Source organism: Planctopirus hydrillae (assembly GCF_001707835.1).
GTDB lineage: Bacteria > Planctomycetota > Planctomycetia > Planctomycetales > Planctomycetaceae > Planctopirus > Planctopirus hydrillae.
Genome location: NZ_LYDR01000123.1, coordinates 18,397 through 41,777, shown reverse-complemented (window position 1 = coordinate 41,777; position 23,381 = coordinate 18,397). Strand labels below are relative to the sequence as shown.

Sequence of the window (23,381 nt, the reverse complement as noted above, 5' to 3'; positions counted from 1 at the left end):
AGCATTTCGTCACCACAAGAGTTGATTTGGGGAAAAGTCCGCAATCGCAACCGTTTCCGGTCGATAGTTCTCGTTGAGAAACCACGAATTCAGAATGCAAACTGCCATTCTGTCGCACTTTATGTCAAAATATGTGCGTAGAATTCTGCAGAGAGGTCGCTCAGTATGGCCACAATTCAACCATCCGAAGAATCACCCGCCTTCGTCGACTTTGACGAATTTGTCGCCTATCAGTTGGGCGAGGTGAAATCGGCGGTGCGGTCGACGGACCTCACCACGGCGATCGTGGGGAGCTTTGCATGGGTCAGTGCCCTGTGTGCCCTATTCGTGATTTCTGACCAGTGGTTGTTTGCCGATGGCTGGAGCATGGTGGCCCGGTGGATCTGGCTGGCAATTCTCGTGAGTGGCCTGGGCTGGTGGTTAACTCGCGCGTTGCTGCATCCCCTGCTGCGTAAGGTGAGTCCACTTTATGCCGCCAAAGAGCTGGAGACAGCCGTCCCGGCTCTCAGGCGGAATCTGGTCAATCTGGTGGATCTACAGTCTGCGGGACGACCAGTCGCGCCGGCAGTCTTGAAGGCCTTGCAAAAGCGAGCGGCAGTTTCTCTGGAAGAAGTGCAGCCCAGGCAAGCCATCGACCACACTCACCTGCTCTGGGTCTCTTGTGCACTGCTGGCGACGGTCGTTCTGCTGGCGGTCTATGCCGTCATGTCGCCCAAGCCAATCTGGCCGTCCTTATGGCGCATGATTCCCTTCACGTCGATTGATGCTCCCACCGAAACATTGATTCGAGAAGTGACCCCTGGCTCAACAGTCCGCCTTGCGGGGTCAATGCTCGATGTCGAAGCCCAATTGGCAGGGCGTATCCCTGAACTCGTTGAGTTGAAGTTCACGACCGCTGATCAGCAGTTTGTGGACGAAACAGTCCGTATGACTCCCGTGGGTCAGGGAGGTGCGCGGTTTGAAGCTAGACTGCTTGGTGAACGGGGAGAAGGATTCACCCAGTCATTCTCGTACTACATTCAAGCCGGCGATGCCCGCTCAGCCACTTACCAAGTGAGCATTGTTACCCCTCCCCATGCCAACGTGGAAGAAGTCGAGATCCAGGCACCGGCTTATACAGGTATCGAGAAGCAGGTCAGCCGAGGTGGTGCCATTCATGCGTGGGTCGGTTCGGAGGTGAAAGTCCGGGCACTGGCGAATCAACCCGTCACTTCAGCCACCATGATCTTCTTTGACGACGACGGTATGACGCCTACGGGTGAGGAACTTCCGGTGCGGTTGTCTCAAAATCGCGAACTGACTGCCGACTATCGTCCACAACTTCGAGAAGACGGGACATACGCGAGGTACTACTCGATCATCGTTCGCACAGCAGGGGGAGAAACCGACCCTGCACCAACCATCTATCCGATTGCCCTGCAGATTGATCAGCCCCCGGAGATCCGGATGGTGCTTCCAGAAAATGATGTGGCTGCAGCGGCCAATGCGACGGTGGGATTTGTGTTCACGGCCCGCGATGTTGATTTTCTTCTGGGCCCAATGACCCTCATTGCCGAAAAACAGGGGCAGATCATTGCCCGGGAAGAACTGGCTGCCGGTGGTGTTTCACAACAGACAGCGAAGACCACATTACGTCTGGATCGTTTTGCACTGCAGGAGAATGATGAACTCAAGGTCTATGCCACCGTCCAGGATAATCGCCAGCCGACACCGAATACGGCACGCTCCGACGCACGGCTGATTCGAATTCAAGGAGTCTTGCCTCCGCAGAAACAGCAGGAACAGCGGCAGCAGGCCGAAAAGCAGGCCCAACAGGTCGAAGAACAGGCCCGGCAAAAGGCGGCCCAGAACCAGGCAGGAAATGAACAGCCAGCAGATCCTGCACAGCAGGATCCGGGTCAGGCTCCCGAGGCGATGTCCGATCGCCCACAGGAAGGCGAAGGAAATCCTGGGCAAAATGCCAATGATCCAACACGAGCCAAAGACAAGCGTGCGGACGAAGGGATGAATCCGAATGATTCACAATCTCGTGACGACAATCCCCCCTCAGATCGTTCCGGCAATGCGAATGGGAAACCTGGTGAGGAACGTGGGGATTCTGCAGAAAACAACCGGACTGAAGGAAAATCAGCTTCCGATCGGAAGGGCGAAAATCAGGATTCGTCTCGCCGGCAGAATAATGACTCAGGCTCGAAGACTTCTCCTGAAAATGCTTCAGCAGATTCGAAAAGCGGGTCTGGTTCGTCAGGTCAGCCGAAGTCCAACCAGCAGGAGAGTGGCCCGCAGAATATGGGCCAACAGAACAGGGGCCAGCAGGGCTCCAACAAATCTGACCAGGGATTATCACCCAACGGAGAGGATGATTCGGAAGCCTTGAAACGATTGTTGGAAAAAGCGCGTCAGGAATCCCGTCAGCCCAATTCTAAAGGACAGGAATCCGGGAACGAATCCCGTCAGGAACAGAAGGCTCAACCCGACAATGAGCCCGGCAAGTCGTCATCGGGTGGTCAATCCGATGATCGCAAACGAGGAGATGAAGGCTCCAGCAAGGAGTCGATGACCGAAGACGCCACAAACTCTTCGAAGGGAAGTTCTGCGGAAAATCAGCCGCCCGGAAATGATTCTCAGCAAGGAGTGTCGTCCCAGAAATCTCCTGGCGAAATGAATGCTCCTCAAGCATCAAAAGAACCAGCAAGCCCCAAAGAGAGAATGGCTGACGGCCAATCTCCACCTCCGGGGGATTCAAGTCCTGAAAGCGCGGAGACAGGAGATACTGGCAAACCTTCATCTCCTCAGAGCAAAAACTCTTCACAGCCCATGTCTGGTAATGAAAAAAAATCTCAGTCCACGGCCAATGGAGAGAAATCGGACTCTGGTGGTGATGAAAACTCATCGGCAAATAATCCCGGCGCATCAGGAAGTGAATCTGCCAAAAATGGCAAAGGATCTCGTCCTGATGATTCATCTTTGAAACCCAATTCTGACAAGCCTGCCAGTGCGGGTGACCCTGCTGGCAATCCCTCGGGAACAGATCCATCCCCACCTGGTGGACAGAAAAACAAAGCTTCAGATCCATCGATGGGCCAGCCCAGCGAAAAGCTCCAGGGCAAGTCTCAAGAGGGAGGCAAGGATGACGAGATGCAGGCTCAAAGGCGTCCCGGTGAAGATGGATCGACGGGAGACCTGAAGGCCGATAACGAACGTCCTCAGAATTCACCTGCTGGCAAGGCAGATCCTGGTGCCTCCAGCCCGAAGAATGCACCCAAGAGCCCTGCTGCACCATCTTCTGATGAAATGCCTCCGTCCGATCAACAGCCTCAAGATGCGTCGGCAGGTGAACGAAGTATGGATCGACAGGCACAAAAGGCAAACACTCCCGGGGAACCTTTGGAGCAATCTCCCAATCAACAACCGGCTGCACGGCCGAATCCCGATCCTCGGGATGTTCCTGCCGGAAGTGGTGAGAAAATGCGCGGCGAACCAAGCAAACCGCCCAAGGCCAATCAGAAATCGCAGCAGGCCGAAAGTGGTGAGGCTGGTCAATCATCTGCTAATCCGGATGGTGCGGATGGCATGGCAGAAGGAAGCGGCAACGATACGTCTTCCGAGCGGGCCAAGCCCGGAGAAGCGGGAAGACCGGGAACTGGCACTGCAAAAGAGAAGGGAGCACCAGGCGCTGGAAACCAGCAGAAGTCGGGAGGCAACAACCATCCAGAAGGTGGTGAGCCAGCGGGGATGAACTCACCGGCAGATGGCAACAATGGGAGTCAACCACCTGCCAACCCGGCCGATGCAAAAGGGGGGGCTTCAAAGACAGGGAACGCTCCAGAGAATTCACCGCCAGGCAACAGTCGGGAAAAGACATCCGGAGAAGGCAATTCGTCGTCCAAGCCCTCTGGCAACAAAACTCCGGACAACAAGCCTCCAGGCGAGGAAGCTGCTGGTGGCCAGGACGATCAAGGCAATCAGAGTGGTGAAAAAGGTGGCCAGGGCGACAAGGGTCAGGGCGGCAAGGGCCAGGGCGGTGAAGGGAGCGAGGCTGGCCAGAGCAGTGGAAAAGGTGGTGGGAAAGGTGGTTCTTCGCCAGCCTCTGGCATGCCTTCCAGTTCCGGAGCATCATCTGGCGAGCCTGCTGGTCAGTCATCGTCAGCCACTGGCGGTGGAGCCGGGGGTGAGATGACACCGCGAGGTTCCGCTGACAATTCCTCCAATCCCAACGGGGCAGCGGGTGGTCAAGAAGGCCACGAGAATCAGGCGGCGAGTGGCCCTGCTGCGAATGCACCGGCCGATCAAAATCAGGCCAATCCTGAATTTGAAAAAGAGGCCGCAGAATTAGTGCTCGATCAATTAGAGCGGCAACTCGAACGTGGCCAGGTCGATCAAAAACTATTGGATGACCTGGGCTGGAATGAGCAGCAGATGCGATCGTTTGCGAAGCGGATGCGCGAGCAGATTAATGCCGCCAAATCGACAGATCCCACACCAGAAGATCTGCTAAGAAAACGGCAGTTTGAAGAGATGCTCGAATCGGCCAGGATTTCTCGGCAGAGAGTCGAAGCGCAAGGGAAAGCTGTTCCACAGCGCGATATTGACCAGGCCGGAAGTCGCCGTTCACAGGTTCCGGAACAATATCGCCAGCGATTTGAGGCCTACACGCGTGGCGTTCAGAAAAAATCTGCCACACCCGCACCTCCAGCGCCAACCCCTGCGCCGAAGCCATGATCACTTCTACGTATCTTCTACATATCCCACGAAATCAGAGTGAATTGATGGTTACAGAGCCTGCTTGCCCAGAGCTGCAAGCATGGCACACAGCCCTGTATGTCAGGGGATCGGCTGGAAGGTTTGTAAAGGTGGTGGCCGAACGTTGCTCGCAGGATTAAAGGCACTCAGAAACTGTTTCAAGGCATCATCCAGTTCTGGCACTGGTTTCATGCGGGAAACGGGGCTGCCGACATTTCCTCGAACTTCGACCCCGACCCAGCCACGACTGAGTGCACCGACCACTTCATGAATCACAGGAATGCGTACCTGATTTCTCGCCAGCATCGAATAAAAATCGAGGACGATTCCACCATCGAAACGGATCGAGCCACGCCCCCTGAGACTGATCGCACTCCCTACCAGGTCGATACTGCTGAAATTGAATCGTTCATCGGAAACGCGGAAGTTCAAATCGACATAATCAAAGGCCGCTTTCGACGCATTACCATCCAGTTGCAGTGAACGGAAAATCTGCACAAAGATTGGTAACTCGTAGATCGCTGCCGGGCTGATCTGTAATTGACCGGCACCAATAATCGTCTGTGTATCGCCCGCCCTGCCCTTCAAATCCATCCAGCCATTCATCGTTCCCCGCAGATTCGACTGGCCGTTCAAATACATCTGCGCGTATCGTTCCAGACTGGCCCGCGAGATCGTCGATTTGAGTTGCCATGCAGGAACTGCCTGATCCAGCCAGACAATCGCATCGAGTGTGACAATCCCGTCGCATGTTTTCCCACTGAGTCTTTCTTCCAGCGGGATGCGTCTGGGTGGCAACTCACCTTGATTCCCCGTGATCATCTCCCGGGCCCCAATCGAGAGTTCACCATTCGACAACCGAAAGGGGCCGCGAACCACGCCAACCTGGTAACCCATCACGCGGACGAGATCAAAATCGATCGAGCCTTTGAGTTCAGTCCCTTTCGCAGATGTTGAACCATCGCACTGCACTTTCCCGGAAACTTTCTCCAGCTTCAGGCCGGCAGTCAATTCGTTCCCTGGCAATACGAATTCCAACCGCCAGGCCACATCCAGAGCCGCCTGATCCTGGCGTTCCTGCAAAAATTCGATCTGTCCATTGACCGAGAAAGCCCCCGCAGGATTCAGTGCATCTAAGGTGGGTTTCAATGAAGCGGGAACAGCACGACGAAACGCTGTCGTGACCAGCACATCGTCTGCAAAAAACTCCTCGAAAACGACCCGCGATCTCCCTGCATGAAACTCACCAAAGCCCTTCAGCCGGATGGTGGTGTCATCATGCCGACCACTCAAGCGGAGAATATTGAGATCCCCCTGCTGATAGTTCAGCTCTCCCTGCACATCAGTAATTGCATAAGGAAACTGCTTCAATGCGAGATCACAACCTGTCAGGCGCAGGCTGGGGATCACGACATCGACTTCCATTCCCGGTGACCACGCCAGTTCGATGTTCGAATCGAAACTTCCTCGCGGATTAATCTCCAGCCATGTCTTTTGCAGATGGGCTGGCAAGGCATCGAACAGTGATTGATCAAAACTTCCCTGATGGACATTAACAAACAGATCGAGACGATCCTGCTCGGGTTGCCGCTGAAAAACACCTCGTCCTTCAAGTGCGGTCTGCCCATGAGTCGCCCGCACATCTTTCATTTCGAGCCGATTATTCAGCCAGGTCACGACACCGCTGACATTCTGCATTTCATAAGGGAATGGCTTACATTTCAGGCGTCCGTCAAACACCTTGGCCGCCAGTTGAGTCTCCCATTTACTTCCTAGGCCTGGTGGCCGGATGATTCGTGCGACAATGTCCGACTTTCCTTCCATCTGCAGCAATCGCAGCGTGTCGGCAATCGCAGGCGGGCAACTGCTTTTGAGTGTTTCATCGATGATCACGCCTCGAGTACGAATTTCGATGGCGGCATCGGCCATGGGTCCAGGATTGATCGCAATCCCCCGGAAAATTACGGGAACTCCACCCGCCATCCCACGAGCATCGACTTCCAGTTGCCGCCCTTGAACCTGGATCTGCCCACTCACTTCAGTCACAGGGTAAGGAAACTTCGCATATCGAAAGGCACATTCCCGGCCATGAATAATCATCCTCGGCAGCCACGGGCTCCCCGCCTCATGCTCGATATGGCATTCCGCCCGGAACAATCCTGTCAGCCGCAATTCTTCCGCCCATTTGCGGACAGCCGGAGGCAGTCTCTGGCGTAAACCGTCGGAAAGTTCGAGTTCTTCAACGGCTGAATAAATGCTCGTGCGGCCGCTTTTCCACTGATGGTCACCTCGCGCCATCCATTGGGTAAAGCCTGTCGCGGCTGTTAAGTTTTCGAGTCTGGCCTCTTCATGAGTAACGACACAGTTGCCCTTGAGACCGGTCAACGCCATGGGGAACGCCGCATGAGCAACTCCACCATTCACAATCTGAGCCTGGACTTCATACTCAGGAAGAACATCTGCAGATTTTTGCAGAGCCTTGAATGCTAAATTGGCATGCAATTGGACTGGTGGGATCTCTGGTAACTCAGAAAATGCCTCGGGAGCATCCAGTCCCTGAATGAGCTGACTCCAGATTCGCTTCCATTGCTGATCGATCGCCGAATCAAAATGTGACGCAAAACTCCAGATCGAATTCGTGAATCTCAGTCCCTGCCAGGTGCCATGCACTGACCAGAAACGTTCCTCTGTTGAGATGGTGGCATTATCGATGTTCAATCGTCCGATGTCGCCAACCCTGGCTTCACCTCGAATTGAAACCTGCTTGGCCGATACCGGGAAGCATGACCACGCCATGTCATCGATGGTGAGTGATATCGCCTTCGAATTCGCCTCCCCCACCACCGAATGAAGTTCATGGGCAACTTGCGCAGAAGCTGGGTGTATCTGTGACTCAAGTTCAATCTGGCAACGTCCGCTCTCAATAAAGATTTCGGGCATCGCCATGGCCGATTGCCGGGCCAAGGCCAGGCTTTCGACATTCCAGTGGCCATCTGCACCACGTTTAAGGTGGATATGAGGCTGGATGAGCCGCAACTGCTCAATGACAATCAGTTGGTGTTGAGAAAGCTGCTCACGATCTAAAGAAACGATCAATTCCGGAATCACGACGAGCGGTAATTCCTGACCTTCAGGCGTAATCTGAAGATTAAACAGACGAATTCGTCCGCTGAAATCAAATCGGGCACCATCCAGAGTAATGATCGAATCAGGGCATGCCCTGGCAAATTGACGCAAAGCCTCTTCTCGCAGCATGGCATCACTGCGAAAGTAAAGAGCCCCCGCCCCTCCAGCTCCGGCGATTCCCAAAAGAACGACAATCCCGAATATCCAGCGAAACGTTCTCAGCATGGAGTTTCCTCCTGCCAGCTCTTCGCTAATGGAGCACAATCGGGTTGATTGTCTGGTTTGTTACCAAAGTAATGATTCCAGACCGCGATCCACCCACTGGCTGCGATAACGGCCAGCGGAAATTCGGCGGGCAGGCGGTAACGCATCGAGCCCACAAACAGAAGATGAATCCCGGCAAAGACAAGCACTGGCATGCCACAAAACAAGAGCGCCCGCCAATGCCTGGGAGTTCGCATCAACTCAAAACAGATCCCTGCATAAAGCCAGGCAGTCGAGAGACCCACAGGAATCAGGATCCACCAACGCCGAAATTCCGGGTAATTCGGCACGAGATTCCAGTAGCGAATCTGCTTGATAATCGCGAGTTCAACCGTTCGCCAGGGATGTTGAGCAACAAATGCCCATGCCCGACGACGATACTCTTCGTCAACTTCGCGTTCTTGAAGTCGATTGGCCACTCCATCAGTCTCGAAGAACGTCATGTCACTGTCACCCGTAGCCCCTGCATGCAAGCCATCGTAAAGACTGGCACCCACCCAGAGTGTGGTGAAGGTGAACTTTCCCGAAACGGATTGATTTCGCAGGGCCCAGGGCAAGAGCAGGAGCAGAATTGTCCCCCCCATCACGACGGCTGAAAGTCCACTTTTCAGTAGCAATTGCCGGCGGTGTTCACGAGCCGAAATGATCGCACAGACCACAAGAGCGGCTGGGATCAAGCCGGCACAGGCCAACCATGTCGGTCGCATCAGAATTGCTGCTGTCGAAAAAAGACCCGAGATCATGGCCCCCATGAAAATGGCCCCGCTCCAGCCGGGAAGCTCCAGGGCTTTCAACCAACAGGCCATTGCAACCAGCGCCCACACCAAAGCCGTGGCAAAGACCCCTTCACTGAGAATCAATACGCCAAATCCCGCGAGAATGGGTGATATCGCCACAAACGTGGCTGCCAAAATTCCCACAGCGTGGCTGTAGAGCACGCGTCCCAGTTGATAAACGCCGCCAATACCAGCCAGTGACACGGCAATCAGCACCAGTCGCACGACCAGGCGCTGATCATGTCCCAACCATCTGGCCACAGCCAAAATTGCGGGAAAACCCGGCATCCGCAGCACATACCGCCCATAAACTTCGTAGTCGGCACCAGTCAGCAGATCTCCGGCCAGATCCCAATATCCCTCGGCATCTCCAGGCACTAGAAAAAAGCGATCGGGCTGGCTGCTTAACACCCATTCGACACCCAGAGCCAGACCAAGACGGATCACTCCGCCGACCAGCAACACCAGCAGCAGTTGCTTCCATTCTGCCCGATTCAAGTCATTCGTCCTTGAAATGCATTCTCAAAGGACGCTATCTCAAATCGTCACTTTCGGTCAATTCACAACAGGCAACATAGGAATACTGCGAGACATAAGTAAGCAGGCTTCTGGCGATTTCTGCGCGTTGATCAACAGCTTTGCCAAATTACGACATCAATATCGCAGCGAAGTCTGGATATAAAACTGGGTGCAGTCACCTCGGGGAATTGTCCGCTCGACATATTTGCCGAACCAGTACCACGAGTAGCCCGCCTGCAGATCCCACCATGGCTTGAAGTTGTACACACCGTAGATATCAAGAGCCGATCCAAGGCCAGTACCATTCCCTGCCGTACCGAAGGGAACCTGATTGACCTGATAACCAGTATCCTGTCCGCTGGCGAGTTGCATCCAGTGAACGGCCGTGGCTGCCGTCATTTTGGTCGTGGGTTTCACATCCAGTTGGAGAGAATAGTCAATCAGGTTCTGACCGGAGACGTTGTCCGAGAGTGCCCAGTAGGCATGTCCTAAAGGAAAGTACGTGTAGAACGTATTGTCAAAGCCGTCATTGGGATCGATGTCGCCCGAACTCCAGTAGAACAATCCCGATAGGCGCGGCTGCCACGGTCGACGTTTCCAGGTGTGACCGATCACAGTGGTGGCAAATCCTGCCGAAACCCGATCTCCGATGTCTGTCCCAAACTGATAACCCCCTTCGATTTCGAGATCCCAGATTCGATCATCGTAGGCGATCCCATCCGAGATCGGGATGAGATGGGCTGCCCGTGTTCCCACCAGATGACGACTGCCATCGGCGTAACCCACACGAGGTTCACTGTTATGCATCCACATCCAGTAAGCTTCAAAAACCGTGTTTTCGATCCCTGTGTACGTTGCGTAAGCTCCGCTGAAATAGACATTGTAGTTCGGCTGATCGAAGTTCGTCCCGGCAATATCAGGATCATTAAAGCCTGAGGACGCACTGACTGGATTCACTGTGAACAAATCGAGTTTCCAGTCGCCTTCCTTGTGCAGATATCGAAACCCTTGAAATGTCCTGCGGGAGTTCGACCAATCGAGAGGCGAGACAAGCCGTTGCCTTCCGAACAACATCTCCTGTCGGCCATACCTGAAGACCGAGGATGTTTCGTCATCAGCAAAAAGTACGAAATCGACAAACGCGTTCGTCAGATCCCAGCGATTTTCATCAATTCCCTGGCGGGCAGCCTGATCGCCATATACCGAACCGTCCAGTATTTCAGCATAAACTCGAACCCAATCGCTGTAATGGACATCAACATAGTTTCGCCAGCGGATCAATGTGTAATCCTCGGCTGTGGCTGGCCCGCGCCGAATGCGGTTTTTTTCCTGCAGATAACGAAAGCGAATTTCACCACCGGCTGAAACTCGCCAATCTTCCCCAAGGAAACTTCCCTCTCGATTCTTTAAATGCTCACCTGGCAACCATGCGTGTTCTGGCTGCTGGAGGATGGAAAAATCATTCTCGTAGAACAATGTCTTCCAGGGCCCAGGTTCGTTTACCACCTGAGGTGGAGGAAAAGCCAATGGTTTTTTCTGGGCAGGGATGATAGCAGAGACTGGAGGTGCCACTGGAGTTGGCATTTGTGTTGAACGGGCTGCCGGGAAGATCTCTGAACTCTGCAGAGAGAACTCACCACTTGATGACGGTTCAAAAACTTCCGTCACGAAACGAGATTCTTCATCCTGCGGAGTGTCATCCAGATCTGGTGAGGCTGTTTGTTTCGCCACATTCTGACAAGGCGCAGCGTCACAAGATCCCGACCCACAGCACGCCACGACAGTGATCAAAACTGTCGCTACTAAGTCTGCCGCAGACGGGAACCGGAATGCCCAGAAGAACCTTGATGGCAGCGACACGACGGCTCACATTCACTTGGGAATTCAAAAGATTCCACTCATTGAATGTTTCGACGGGCTCATTTCCCGGGCAAGAGTCGTTTATGTCTCTCAATACCAGATTCGGCACGCGACATAGGATGGTCTGAGAGTTCTCGCTGGATCAACCCGCAGTTTTGACCGATTCTTCCCGAATGACCTTCTGATACGCAGCCACGGTCGTGGCATATCCCAATTCGAGAGCATCCGCAATCAATGCATGCCCGATCGAGACTTCCAGCACAGCAGGAACCTCTCTGAGAAACTTTCCAAGATTCTCCAGATTCAAGTCGTGCCCCGCATTCACCCCTAATCCATGTTCCATAGCCATTTTCGCTGTCGCCACATACTGCGCAAGAATCTCGGCCGCGTTTTCTTTTCCGTAACTGGAAGCGTAAGGCTCTGTGTATAACTCGATGCGATCAACGCCGACCTCTTTGGCCGCCGCGACTTGAGTCACATCCGGATCCAGAAACAGACTCGAACGAATCCCGGCTGTCCTGAGCTTTTCCAACACAGGGACCAGCTTTTCACGTTCAGCGAGCACATTCCAACCATGGTCACTCGTCGATTGTTCCGGCGAATCAGGAACCATCGTGCATTGATCTGGCACCACTTCGAACACCAGATCGAGAAAACCGTCCGCCAGAGGATTCCCTTCGATATTCAATTCAATGTGCGGGTGGTGCTGTCGAATCAAAGCCGAAAGCTCACGAACATCGCTCCGGCGAATATGCCGCTCATCTGGCCTGGGATGCACAGTAATCCCTTCGGCTCCAGCAGCAATACAGAGCGAAGCGGCCCGTAATACGGAAGGAATCCCCAGATGTCGAGAGTTTCTGAGCAAAGCCACCTTGTTGACATTCACGCTCAGTTTTGTCTTTTCAACCATGGAAATTCCTCAGACTTGATTGAAGTCTCTGTGGTAAAAATCTGACAGCAGGAACTCTGCGGCAGTGACTGGCAGCCTGCCTGAATTATTCTCGACGATCACCTTCGGCACTCAATGCGGGAGGATTTTCCAGCGTATATACCGTCTGTTCATGATCGATGGCCTGCCGGACATACCGCGGTGTCTGCAAAGCCGCCACAAAGGCCGATCCATCGAACATCCGCAACGAACCTTGTACATGCTCCTGCACCAGTTCATCGATTTTGGCAGGTGACAATCCTGTTTCAATCGGCTTTGTTCGGGCGATCGTCAATCCCCACAAAGATCCATAGGTTGGCACCGGAGCAGCAGCAGCCACCGCATACCCAAAAGCCGATTCCATCGTTTTAGTGACTCTGGCCAGCAATTTGACCCACGGAGGAGCCATTGAACCCGCCTGATTGATCAAGACCCCATCGGGTGTGAGTGCTGCCCGACATGCCTCAAAAAACTCGCGGGTGAATAGCGGATAAGCAGGGCCTTCTTCGATGGGATCGGTTAAGTCAGCGATGATGACATCATACTCACTCGAACTCGCTTCGATCAGATCGAAGGCATCGGCGACCTGAATCTTCACACGGGCATCATTCAGCGATCCCTGATGAATCTCTGGCAACATCTCCCGGCAGGCATCAATCACTTCGCCATCCAGATCGGCAATGACCACCTCTTCGACTGTCTTCCACTTGAGAACTTCCCGCGCAGCACCTCCATCAGCTCCACCGGCAATCAGCACTTTTCTGGGTGCTCCATGAAGAACACACGGGAGATGCGCAATCAGTTCATGATAAATGAACTCATCCCCCGTACAGGTCTGCCACTTCCCATCCAGTACCAGAGCTTTGCCGTAACTCTCACTGATGACGATCGACATTTCCTGGAAGGCCGTCTGCTTGTGCATCAGCATTTGTGAAACTCCATGCTGATAAATATCAACCGGAGACAAACGTTCGGCAATCCAGACACTGGTATCCATAAACCAATCCCAACTCACACAGGGCCGGCGTGCCCACCCCTGGGCCTCAGATCTGTCACAACGGGCAGACATCTCACATCAGGCTTGAGCAGCAGCCTTCACGATGGGGTTGGTTAACGTCCCGATACCTTCAATCTCGATCGAGACTTCATCTCCCTGTTCGAGAGAGAAGTTATTGTCGGGAACAATCCCGGTCCCTGTCAGCAGAAACGCCCCCTGCGGAACGTCGTTCTCAAATGTCAGCCAGTGAATCAGTTCGCTGAAAGATCGCTTGAGCATCCCCAGATGAGTTTCATCCTGACTGACAACCTGCCCACCGCGGCGGATCTTGAGTCGAACTGCGTTCCCCTCGAGTGTTATAGGGCTGCTCGCCAGTCGTACCCACGGGCCCAGCCCGCAGCATTGGTTGTAGACTTTTGCCTGTGGCAGATAGAGAGGATTTTCACCTTCGATATCCCGTGCCGACATATCATTGCCCACGGTGTAGCCCACCAGTTTGCCTTCGGGTGAAATCACCAGAGCCAGTTCGGGTTCAGGAACTGACCATTGGCTATCTGAACGAACTCTTAAGGCCTGGCCAGGCCCCGAAACTCGAGCGGGTGTGGCTTTAAAGAAAATCTCAGGTCGGGGGGCTGTGTAGACTTTGTCGTAATGCGAAGCACCCGCCTCGGACTCTTCCATACGGGCGACCTGACTGCGCCGGTAGGTCACACCCGCTGCCCAGACTTCCTGCCTGTCAACGGGGGCCAGGAATTTGAGTTCTTCCACTGGGACAGGGCTTAATGACCCATCCACCAGATATCGCGCCAACCCCAACGGATCGGGAGCATGCAGGATATCTGCCAAACTGCGGACATGATCGACCTGCAACAAATCCAACAGTTTCCAGGTTCCCTCTTCCCCCAGAGCGACACGAACTTCCCCATCGACCAGTTGAACTTTGCCGAGATACATAGTGAGCACTTTCTATTGAGTTCTACAGGCTGCCCGATTGGGCTCATACATTTTTTCATTCAAGGACTATCGCGGGAAAATGCAGGCAGTCCTGACAGAGATCCGCTTCAAGAGATTCCGTTTCCCCTGGGATTTTTCACTCTTCACTGCACCCGGACAGAGAACTGCACCCGGGTGGAGAACCGAAGTGAGTGGATTTCGTTTTGATTGCGATCAGAAGTCTGCATCCGGATCGGCTAGCCATTTAATGAAACTCCATAGTTCGATGGGCATCACTCTCCGTCAAAACGGGAACAGATTCCGACACGCTTTCAACCTTGCGAAAGGCAAAGAGCAGAAACACGATCGCCATCAATCCATAACCGATCGCCACGTCTGTGGCATGATAAAGCATGGATCCTTCCGGTGCGCGACTTCCTGCAAACAAAAAATCGACCAGATTCCCTGAAAGCTGGTAGCTGTGCGTTAAACCTGCTCCCGCAAAAATCGCCCCAATTGACGACCAGCAGGCCGCCCGCAGAAACCTTCGCTCAATCAGTTCTACCGCAATGGTTGCGAGAATGACGCAGGTAAAAATGTACCCCCGCTCCATGGAGATCAGACCATGCAGCAGAAAACCATTGACCTGTTGCGAGAAATCTTTACTGAGCAGCGACTGCATTGTGACTCCGCCAGCCACGAGAAATGCCCCCTGAACGACTGTCATTCCCCACGCTGCAATCGCGGGAAACAGCCCGATAGCCACGGCTGGTGCATGTGCGGGCGGACAAGCCACAAAGGCCTGCGCAGTAATGACCACGCCAATCCAGAGCACAATCGGCACACCCGCTTCAATGGGTACTAACGATTGAATGAGAGCCACAGTCCCTGTTACACAGAGGATCGTGATCACCACTCCATTGATGATCGAGTATCCGGCCCTGGCGCCTAGGCCTTTCCAGCCGGGATGACCAATGTAAATGGTTGTCGGAAAACAACTGCCAAATGCTGCCGCAGCCAAAGTCCCCAGCCCATTCATCGACAGAGACGATTTTGTGTCGTATGCATCGCCCGCAGCCTCTGCCGATTCAATGTTCTGCAAGCTTCCTAACAGATTAAATAACCCCATCGGGACAATCACAGAGAGCAGTCCCAGCCACTGCCCCGGATCAGCCACCACCTGCCACAAATCACCAAGCCACAACTGTGGTGGCGCAAATCCTATCACTTGCCACGATTCACCAACGGCACTCGAATTCAAGGCATGACGCGCTATCCAGACTGGTCCATCAGCCCAGACCTGATGCAAAAATGTCAGTCCCCACGCCAGCAACACCCCGGCCAGTAACGAAACAAAACCGCCCGGAAGCCGCCACGGAAACGAGACTCGCGAAAAGTAGGTCACCAGCACAATGGCCAGAGGCAGCATCGCGATCAGTGGTTTCTGTATGAGTTGCAGCGTGAAGCTCATGGAGATGAAGCCAATCGCGATCCCCGCAAGCGTGGATAACAATGCTGCCCGGGGCGTTCTTCTCCGCACAGATTCCGCCACAAATGCCCCGCAAAACTCAATCAGGCCAGAGCCCAGGCAAGCCACCAATCCCACTCGCCACGCCTGTTCGGCCGCGGCGACAGAACTGGCGCCTTTTGCTGTGGCTGCCTCATACGCGGGCAACATCACAAAGAAGACATAAACCAGCAATGAAGGAGTGTTGATTCCATAGGGTAAAGCCGTCACATCATGGCGGCCGGTTCGTCTGGCCAGTTGCCGGGCTTGCCACGCATAAAACAGATTTCCGACCAGCAAACTGACTGCCACCCCGGGCAGAATTCTCTGGTAGAGCAGAAAAGCCGCTTCACCGCTCATGCCGCACATGGCGCCGCATAACGTCACAATCAGAATCAACTGGACGAGATTATCGACGAACAATCCAAAAAAACCGTCCAGATCGCGTGGTACAAACCAGCGAAATGGTTCTGCTGAAAGGACCGAGCCACCACTTGGGGAAGGTGCCAGATCACGCTGTTGTTGCATGGATCACCTGATGATTGCACGACGAATGAACTTTCATGGCTGGTCAGAGCCTGTCGCCGACCTTCTCGTGATGAGCGAAGAGTGGCAACAGATTTTCCATCGTTCTATAACGGAATGCTTCGCAGTTCCATCGAGAAGTCACCGGGCCAAAACAAGCAACACTCGACTCTCGATGGGTTCAACCGGCCCTTCACTCCTTTTTAATCCACATGAATAAAGAATTCTTTCAGATGCACCTTGCTGAACCTGTCGTTCTGAGCAGCCGTAATCGCAAGAAAATCGGCGAAGTCATGGAACTGCTCGCCCCGTGGGGGATTCAGGTTCAAGGTGTTTCTGAATTTGAATCGATCCAGGATGTCGAAGAGACAGGCAGCACTTTTGCCGAGAATGCCGATCTCAAAGCGACAACGGTCGCCAGACAACTCCATCGTTGGACAATTGCTGAAGACAGTGGACTGTGCGTACCGGCCCTGGGCCATGCCCCGGGTATTTATTCAGCACGCTATGCCGGTGAGCCCTCGAATGATCAGCAAAACAACACGAAGCTGCTCGCTGAAATGTCATCTCTCCAAGGAGATGATCGAGCCGCTTACTACGTCTGCCATGCTGTTTTGAGTGATCCCCAGGGCCAGATTCGTGTCCGGGTGGAAGGACGCTGCTGGGGAAAAATTCTGATTCAGCCCAGCGGCAACCATGGTTTTGGCTACGATCCACTCTTTCTTGTCCCTGAGTATCACCTGACATTCGGGCAACTCGCCCCGGCTGTCAAAAGACACATCAGCCACAGAGCGCGAGCCTTTGAACAGTTCATTCCACTGATGATCGCTGTGCTACAAACCCCCTGAGCAGTGTTACAACCCAAGCGATCCGTGTGTCCCCTCTTCAAGAACAGCGCCCGGCACACTGGCCATCTCAACAGCCGGATGAGAGTCCAGATGCGGATCAGTCCACCGACGCACCAGTTCCGTCACAACTTGAATATGCTTTTCCATTTCACTCGCCAGTTCAGCTTCCCGGTCGTGATAACCCAGCCGCCTGGCCAGAAACTCGAACTCCTCGCTGCTGGCAGGCGGCACTGTCAAATCGCGCGCATCGCCTCGCACCATGCGCAAAGCATCGATTAATGCCCGATGAAAGCGATAAGCGGCTTTAAGTTTTTCAGCATCATCAAATGGTAAAAGCTCCAGATCCCGCATCATTCTGAGAGCTTCGCGGGTGTTCGTCGTCCGCAATTCGGGATGGGTCGAGCCCCACGTCAATTGCAGGGCCTGAACGAGGTATTCACAGTCCACAAGACCACCGGGGCTCAGCTTGGCATTAAAGCCATCACTGTTCGAAAGCTGCCTCACCTGCCTTTCCCGTAACGCCCGCATGGCCGCAAAGTCAAATTTCTGACCCGAGTACAACACCTGATCACGAAATGCTTCCAGCGTTTTCCCGAGTTCCTGGTCTCCTGCCACATGACGCAGCTTCACCAGCGCCTGACGTTCATAAGGCCAGGCGGGGCCACCGAACCCGAAGTAGCTGATGAATGCCTCTTTCGAGACCGCCAGATTGCCAGCCTTGCCATAAGGCCTTAATCGCAAATCAATCCGAAAGATCCCTTCCTGCCGGGCGAAGATCGATTGAGAAAACAGTTCCACGAGGCGATGAAAGAATTCACTCGTGGCAATCGGGCGAGGCCCATCCGTTTTTCCCTCACCTTCATACACCAGCATGAGCTCAATATCTGAGGCAAAGCCCATCTCTTTGCCCCCACATTTCCCTAACGCCAGCACTGTCCAGCGACACGGGGTTCCTGCATGCAAAAGTGGCGAGCCATGCCGCCATGTCAGTTCCCGCAATGACATTTCAAACGCACGCGAAACGACCACTTCCGCAAGATCTGTCAACTCATTCGAAAAGTGACCGAACGGGCCGATGTGCCCGAGAATATGCCGCATATCGATGCGGAACATTTCGCGATCCTTGAAGGAATTCAACCGCAATTGCCAGCGGGAAAGATCGGCTCCCTGAAAGATCTCCTGCCTCAATTCCTCTGCCAGTTGCTCTTTCGTTTTGGCAACCTGTAGCCCCTCGACATCTGCCAGGACAGGGAACAGATTCGAATGCTGCAAACGGAGAAAGTCCTGCCATAGAAAATCACTGATACCCAGGAGTTTGGCCAGTGCATCGAGCACTTCCGGCCGTTCCAGCGACGAAAGCTGTTCCCACCACGCCTCCTGCAGAAAAAGTTCCTGCAAGAACTGGCGAAAATGCACCAGCGCCGCCTCTGGATTCGGAGCCTTCGGCAACAGGTGCGTGAATTGCTGAATGAGCGCTATGGCCGCTTTCAGTTCTTCCACATGCCGATCATCCTGAATCCGGCCACCTCGCCTGGCATCGGTAATTAGAAGCGTATCCTGAACACGATGTCCTTCATTGCGGATCGACATCTGTTCGATTGCGACACCACAGATCGCCAGAGCATTCGTGAATTCGTACAGAAAGCCAATCGAGTCATCGGCTTTCAGGCACAGAAGTGTCGCCTGCCGCTCACGGGCATCCTGGACAGAAATTTCTACTGGTAACAGCCGGGAACCTGACGATTCATTCCCTCGCAGAGCCGCCGCGACTCGCTTCGCCAGTAAACCTTGAGCCTCCGCATGGCCTTTGGTTCTCGCGACATGTTTGAGAGTCCGCAGATCATCTTCATAGCGCTGCCACAATTCCGGAACGACCGCGTCAATCAAAGGTTTGGCGTGAAAGACATCGACAAAATCCCGGAGCTGTTGTTGATGAGCTTCCCTGGTGACTCGCTTATTCGTTCGCAGAGACTGGGCATAACGCGAGAGGATTTCGGAGGGATGACAATCGGTGAATACGTCACCACTGCAGATGTCAAAGCCGTACACAAATAACAGCCCGCAGATCATGGACAGGTCACCGGGCTCATCCACTCCCAGAACTGTCACCCGGTAAGCACCATCTGGCATCGAGTTGGCATCGACCCGCACCGATTGCTCGATTGTCAGCTCCTGCAGCCAATCCCGATGCTTCTGACGCTCTTCTTTCGAGAAAGCCTTTTCGTAACTGACAAGACCAAATGTCTCGACACTTGAGGTCCGCAAGGGCTGAATCTCAATCGGCTCAACAGACTCTGTCAGCAGATATTTCTCATAGATTCGTCGAATCTCGCGGCTATGATCCTCATAGTGACGGATAAACGTCGCCGCATCAGGAAAATCGAGCCTTCGCGCCAGATAAGACAGCTCCCGCTCGTTCTCTGGAAGTGCGTGGTCTTGCTTATTGTGCATTAACTGAATGGCATGCTCGATGGTTCTCAGGAAGACATACCCCACTGTCAACTGCCGATATTCATCAGCCTGCAGAAACCCCTGATCGGCCAGCCTGACCAGTGAATCGAGTGTATTCCTCGAACGAATATGCGGATGGGTCAATCCACGAGTCATCTGCAGGTACTGCACAATGAACTCAATATCTCGAATCGAGCCCATACCCGATTTCACTTCTCCCCATTGCCGACCGCGCCGAACCAGGCCCTGCTCGATCTTCTGTTTTGATTCTCGAATGCTGGCTCGCACTGCCGATTCGGGAGCACCATGAATGACATTTTCTATCAATCCCAGAAACTCTTCACCGAGGGCAAAGTCACCCGCAATGACTCGGGCCTTGATCAATGCCTGCTTTTCCCAGATGGCAGCATGGCGGGACAGATACGTCAGATAAGCTTCTGGAGTCGAAACCAGATTCCCCGAACGCCCCCAGGGTCTTAAACGCGTATCGACTCGATACAAAAAGCCTTCATCGCTCGCATCGTTCAGAAATCGCACCAGGCGCTGAGCCACCAGCAAGTCATCCGTATTTCCACGATGCAGAAAGACCAGGTCGATATCCGAACTGTAGTTCAGTTCTTCACCACCCAGCTTTCCGAGCGCAAGGACTGTAAAACCACTGACCGAAGCATAAAGATTTCCGGCAGCCAAGCGCAAACCACACTCGACGACAGCATCCGCCAGCAGTGAAAGCTGATTGACAACTCCGCGAAAGTCCATCAATCCAAACGTATCGCAAGCGCCGATGCGCAACATTTCACTATGTCGAAATCGCCGCACGGCATTCGCCGGATCAGCCCCCGGCTGCAAAGCACTTACTGCCTCGACAGCACCTTCAAAAAACTCCTGCCGACTTCGCAGATCGGCCAGTCGATGATGATGTGTCAGTTGCTCCAGCAGTGCAGGCCGCCTTAATAGAATCCCAGTCAGATACTGGCTGCCGACGAACAGCTTCAACAGGATCTCGACAGCTCTGGGGTGCGCCGCCAGATAGGAATAGAGATGATCCGGATCCGGGTATTTTTGAATGTACCGCTCGAAGTTCAGTATCGACTGATCGGGGTGTGGTAATGAAGAAACAATGGCAATCAACTGCTCCAGCGTCGCCATCCGCACGATCTCGCTGGTCTGGCGATTCCGCCCCAGATGGATCAACTGCGACCGTTCCATGACCTGATCTGGAGTCACAGAGCCCGGCTGGGAACCAGCCCTGCCTGCATCGGCCCGGGCTTTACTTGCTCCAGCCGCAGGAATGGTTCCAGCGGCGGGATTGGCTCCAGACGCCGTGGAACGCTCAGCTCCCTGATAGAGAGAACGACTTCCCCCCAGCAGCAATTGAGTAAGCCTTTGCCTCGCTTGAGACGGATTTTCAAACTCCAGCCTGGCCAGGAATTCTTCAATTCGTGCAGACTGATCAGGATCTCGCAGAGATTCAATCAGTTCCCGCCATGTGGGTTGCATGTCGATCTCTTTCCAGAAAGCCTCTGCGGATCTCAGCGGGCCATCTTGCGGGCAACCTGTTGACGCATTCAAAACCGATCTTTTCTCACGCAGGGAGATTAACCCTCAAGTGGCCATTACAGCTCGACAGGGCTGACGAAATCCGTCGGCTTGAGTGCTAAAACTGATGATTTTAAATGTGGCAATAGACTTTGGGCTGTACTGCCCATAATGAATTGTTTGAATCCAGTCCGCCCATGTGTCGTGAAGACAGTCAGGTCGATACCGTGCTCTTCAACAAACCTTGGAATCGTGGCCAAAGGGCTCCCCTCCAACAGCTCCACGCGCACACCATGGTTTAAAGTTCGCCAATCCGTCTGATGCAGATGCGCATGAATCGTATTGTGGGAAGCCGTTCTCACCTGCTGGTGATAAGCATCCACGGCGGCTTCATCGCTCCCTGCACTGCGAAGATAAGTGGCCAGAGGAAATTCGATGGAGTGCAGGATGAACAACCGCGCATCGAGATGATGGGCAAAAGCGATGGCCGCATGCAAAGCCCGCAAAGAATCCTCAGAGAGATCAGTACACACGGCAATCTCGCGGATTTCGCGCAGTTCTTCGGGCTTGACGACCCACACCGGGCACGGGCAGATCTGCAGAAGTTTGGTCGAAGTACTGCCAAACAATGTATGCGACAGGACGGATCGATTGCGGGCACCGACCACCAGCAGATCGGCCTTCACTTCCTGAACCAGCAGTGTCAACTCACGCGATGACCCTCCCATACGCAACTGGTATTGAGCCTTCACACCTCGAGCCGTGGCTGCTTCAACCAGCCGAGTGAGAGCCTGATTGGCGAAATCTTCCACAGTGGTATAAATGTTGGTGACGTCTGCATGGATTAATTCTTCAGCCTGTGGCGAGAGATCGAGGCAGGCACAATAAATGAGTTCTGCACCTCGATTGGCTGCAAATTCCAGACTTTGCGAAATTGCGGCCTGGGTGGGTGCAGGAAGTTCATCACCAACCAGACGATCTCCTTCATGCAGATCAACACCAACGACAATTCGGGAGATGGTGTGCATTGTTTGCTACTTTCTGCTGTGTGGTGCAACCAGTCGATCAACTCAGATGATTTCACCAGGAATGCTGAACTTCGCGGATCGGCCTGCTCAATCGACAGGACGAATCGGAATCGGATTACCTCTCATTCAGTCTAACTTCCTGAGCATGAGTATTACCACGACGGACTGCAACAGAGTGGCCTTTGTCCACAATCAAGTTGCTGTTAGGATTAAACTGAACTCTTGGTATTAACAGCTCCTGAAGCTTCAAAAAATCATCGCTACAAAACGGTCTTGTCCTTGGGAACGGATCTCCCCTGATGAAAACTCGATCATCCCGTTTGAAAATGATCGCCGCACCAATTCCACGGCAGCTTCTCAGGCGATGCATGCTCCAGAGCAGTTTGACTCCTTTTCGCAGCCTGAGTCCTTTTCGCAGCCTAAGTTTTTTTCGCAGCCTGAGTTTTTTTATCTGGGTGCTCTTTCCGACTTTGCTGCTCGCTCAGGAGGAATCAGCTCTCCTGAAGTACAAGTTTCAACCGGGACAGTCTTTGAACTATTTGGTCGCATCGCAGATGGTGGCGACCACCAAGGTGCAGAATGCCGAACAGGATTCGACGAATCAGTCGAGTTCGATCAAGGAACTGAAAATCGTCTCGGTCGATCCGCAAGGCCTCGCCACGATCGAGTCCAGCGTCAAGCGAATTCTCATCAAGGCGACTCTTCCCGGCGGTGGCCAACTCGATTACGACAGCAGCCAGACCGATCCGGTCCCGCTCCCCTTCCGCATGGCTGCTGAGAGCATCGGAAAGACGACTTCTCGCATCACACTGGCACCTGATGGTCGAATCATTAAAGCCGTCGCTCTACAGCCCGACGGGACGCCCGTTGCCAATCCTGCCGGCGGGCCCACTCCCCGGCATGATGTCCTGCCCTCGTTTCCGGCAAGTCCCGTCCAGAGAGGGAGTACCTGGCAGGAAACATTTCAAGTCGAAGTTCCAGGTGCGGATAACCAGCCGCGAACCGTTCTACTCGCCCGTAAATTCCAGGTCACTTCGATTTCAGTGACTCCCAACAATCAGAAACTGGTGCAGATTGGCTTTGTCGTCGAGCCGGCAGTTCCACCCTCTGAGCCAGAAATCGTTTCCCGGCTCACGCCCTTCCTTGTGACTGGAGAACTGACGTTTGACGCGTCGGCGGGGGCAGTCGTGGCGTATCAATCGGAGTTAAATCGAGAAGCGGTGGATGCTCTAGGCCCCGGTACCTTGCTGAGAATGTCAGGAAAGACACTCGAAAAGCTGGTTCCACCCCAGACTCCTCCAGAACTTCTCAAGCTGGAAGAGTAGTGCTTACGATTC

The 23,381-nt window shown here is 53.8% G+C and carries 12 protein-coding genes; 3 read left to right on the top strand and 9 right to left on the bottom strand.

The genetic code is table 11. The features are described 5' to 3' along the window. Positions 1–165: 165 nt before the first annotated feature. Positions 166–4,722 carry a hypothetical protein gene (locus A6X21_RS14920; protein WP_068849229.1) on the top strand — a complete coding sequence of 1,519 codons (4,557 nt, stop codon included), beginning with the start codon at positions 166–168 and terminating at the stop codon, positions 4,720–4,722. 102 nt (positions 4,723–4,824) lie between these two features. Here A6X21_RS14920 and A6X21_RS14915 read toward each other — a convergent pair whose 3' ends face one another. The 7 genes from A6X21_RS14915 to A6X21_RS14885 form a co-directional block, all read right to left on the bottom strand. Next, the gene (locus A6X21_RS14915) at positions 4,825–8,094 is read right to left on the bottom strand and encodes a translocation/assembly module TamB domain-containing protein (protein ID WP_068849226.1); all 3,270 of its coding nucleotides are present in this window, start codon (positions 8,092–8,094) and stop codon (positions 4,825–4,827) included. After that, complete coding sequence (locus tag A6X21_RS14910) at positions 8,088–9,407, bottom strand: ArnT family glycosyltransferase (RefSeq protein ID WP_068849224.1); 1,320 nt, start codon at positions 9,405–9,407, stop codon at positions 8,088–8,090. The genes A6X21_RS14915 and A6X21_RS14910 overlap by 7 nt, the downstream gene beginning before the upstream one ends. 156 nt (positions 9,408–9,563) lie before the next feature. Beyond that, positions 9,564–11,096, bottom strand: a complete 1,533-nt coding sequence (locus A6X21_RS14905; RefSeq protein WP_131818355.1) for an alginate export family protein — start codon at positions 11,094–11,096, stop codon at positions 9,564–9,566. A 334-nt stretch (positions 11,097–11,430) separates the two neighbouring features. After that, positions 11,431–12,198 carry a pyridoxine 5'-phosphate synthase gene (locus tag A6X21_RS14900; RefSeq protein WP_083233632.1) on the bottom strand — a complete coding sequence of 256 codons (768 nt, stop codon included), beginning with the start codon at positions 12,196–12,198 and terminating at the stop codon, positions 11,431–11,433. Positions 12,199–12,283: 85 nt separating this feature from the next. Beyond that, positions 12,284–13,213, bottom strand: a complete 930-nt coding sequence (speE, locus tag A6X21_RS14895) for a polyamine aminopropyltransferase (protein ID WP_068849217.1) — start codon at positions 13,211–13,213, stop codon at positions 12,284–12,286. Between the two features lie 78 nt (positions 13,214–13,291). Next, positions 13,292–14,167 (bottom strand): fumarylacetoacetate hydrolase family protein, encoded by an 876-nt coding sequence (locus A6X21_RS14890; protein ID WP_068849216.1) that lies wholly within the window; start codon positions 14,165–14,167, stop codon positions 13,292–13,294. A 244-nt stretch (positions 14,168–14,411) separates the two neighbouring features. Then, positions 14,412–16,181, bottom strand: a complete 1,770-nt coding sequence (locus A6X21_RS14885; RefSeq protein WP_068849213.1) for a permease — start codon at positions 16,179–16,181, stop codon at positions 14,412–14,414. Between the two features lie 230 nt (positions 16,182–16,411). Here A6X21_RS14885 and rdgB point away from each other — a divergent pair, with 230 nt between their 5' ends. Continuing rightward, positions 16,412–17,026 (top strand): RdgB/HAM1 family non-canonical purine NTP pyrophosphatase, encoded by a 615-nt coding sequence (gene rdgB, locus A6X21_RS14875; protein WP_068849245.1) that lies wholly within the window; start codon positions 16,412–16,414, stop codon positions 17,024–17,026. Positions 17,027–17,032: 6 nt separating this feature from the next. Here rdgB and A6X21_RS14870 read toward each other — a convergent pair whose 3' ends face one another. Together A6X21_RS14870 and A6X21_RS14865 are read right to left on the bottom strand one after the other, a co-directional pair. Then, a complete protein-coding gene (locus A6X21_RS14870; RefSeq protein ID WP_068849210.1) occupies positions 17,033–20,977 on the bottom strand; it encodes a [protein-PII] uridylyltransferase family protein in 3,945 nt (1,314 codons plus the stop codon). A gap of 116 nt (positions 20,978–21,093) precedes the next feature. Further along, entirely contained in the window at positions 21,094–22,044 is a 951-nt protein-coding gene (locus tag A6X21_RS14865; protein WP_068849208.1) for a universal stress protein, read from the bottom strand. A gap of 299 nt (positions 22,045–22,343) precedes the next feature. Between A6X21_RS14865 and A6X21_RS14860 the strand changes: the two genes are divergently transcribed. Next, positions 22,344–23,369: a hypothetical protein gene (locus A6X21_RS14860; protein ID WP_131818354.1), complete on the top strand. Its 1,026-nt coding sequence runs from the start codon at positions 22,344–22,346 to the stop codon at positions 23,367–23,369. The last annotated feature ends 12 nt before the right edge of the window (positions 23,370–23,381 follow it).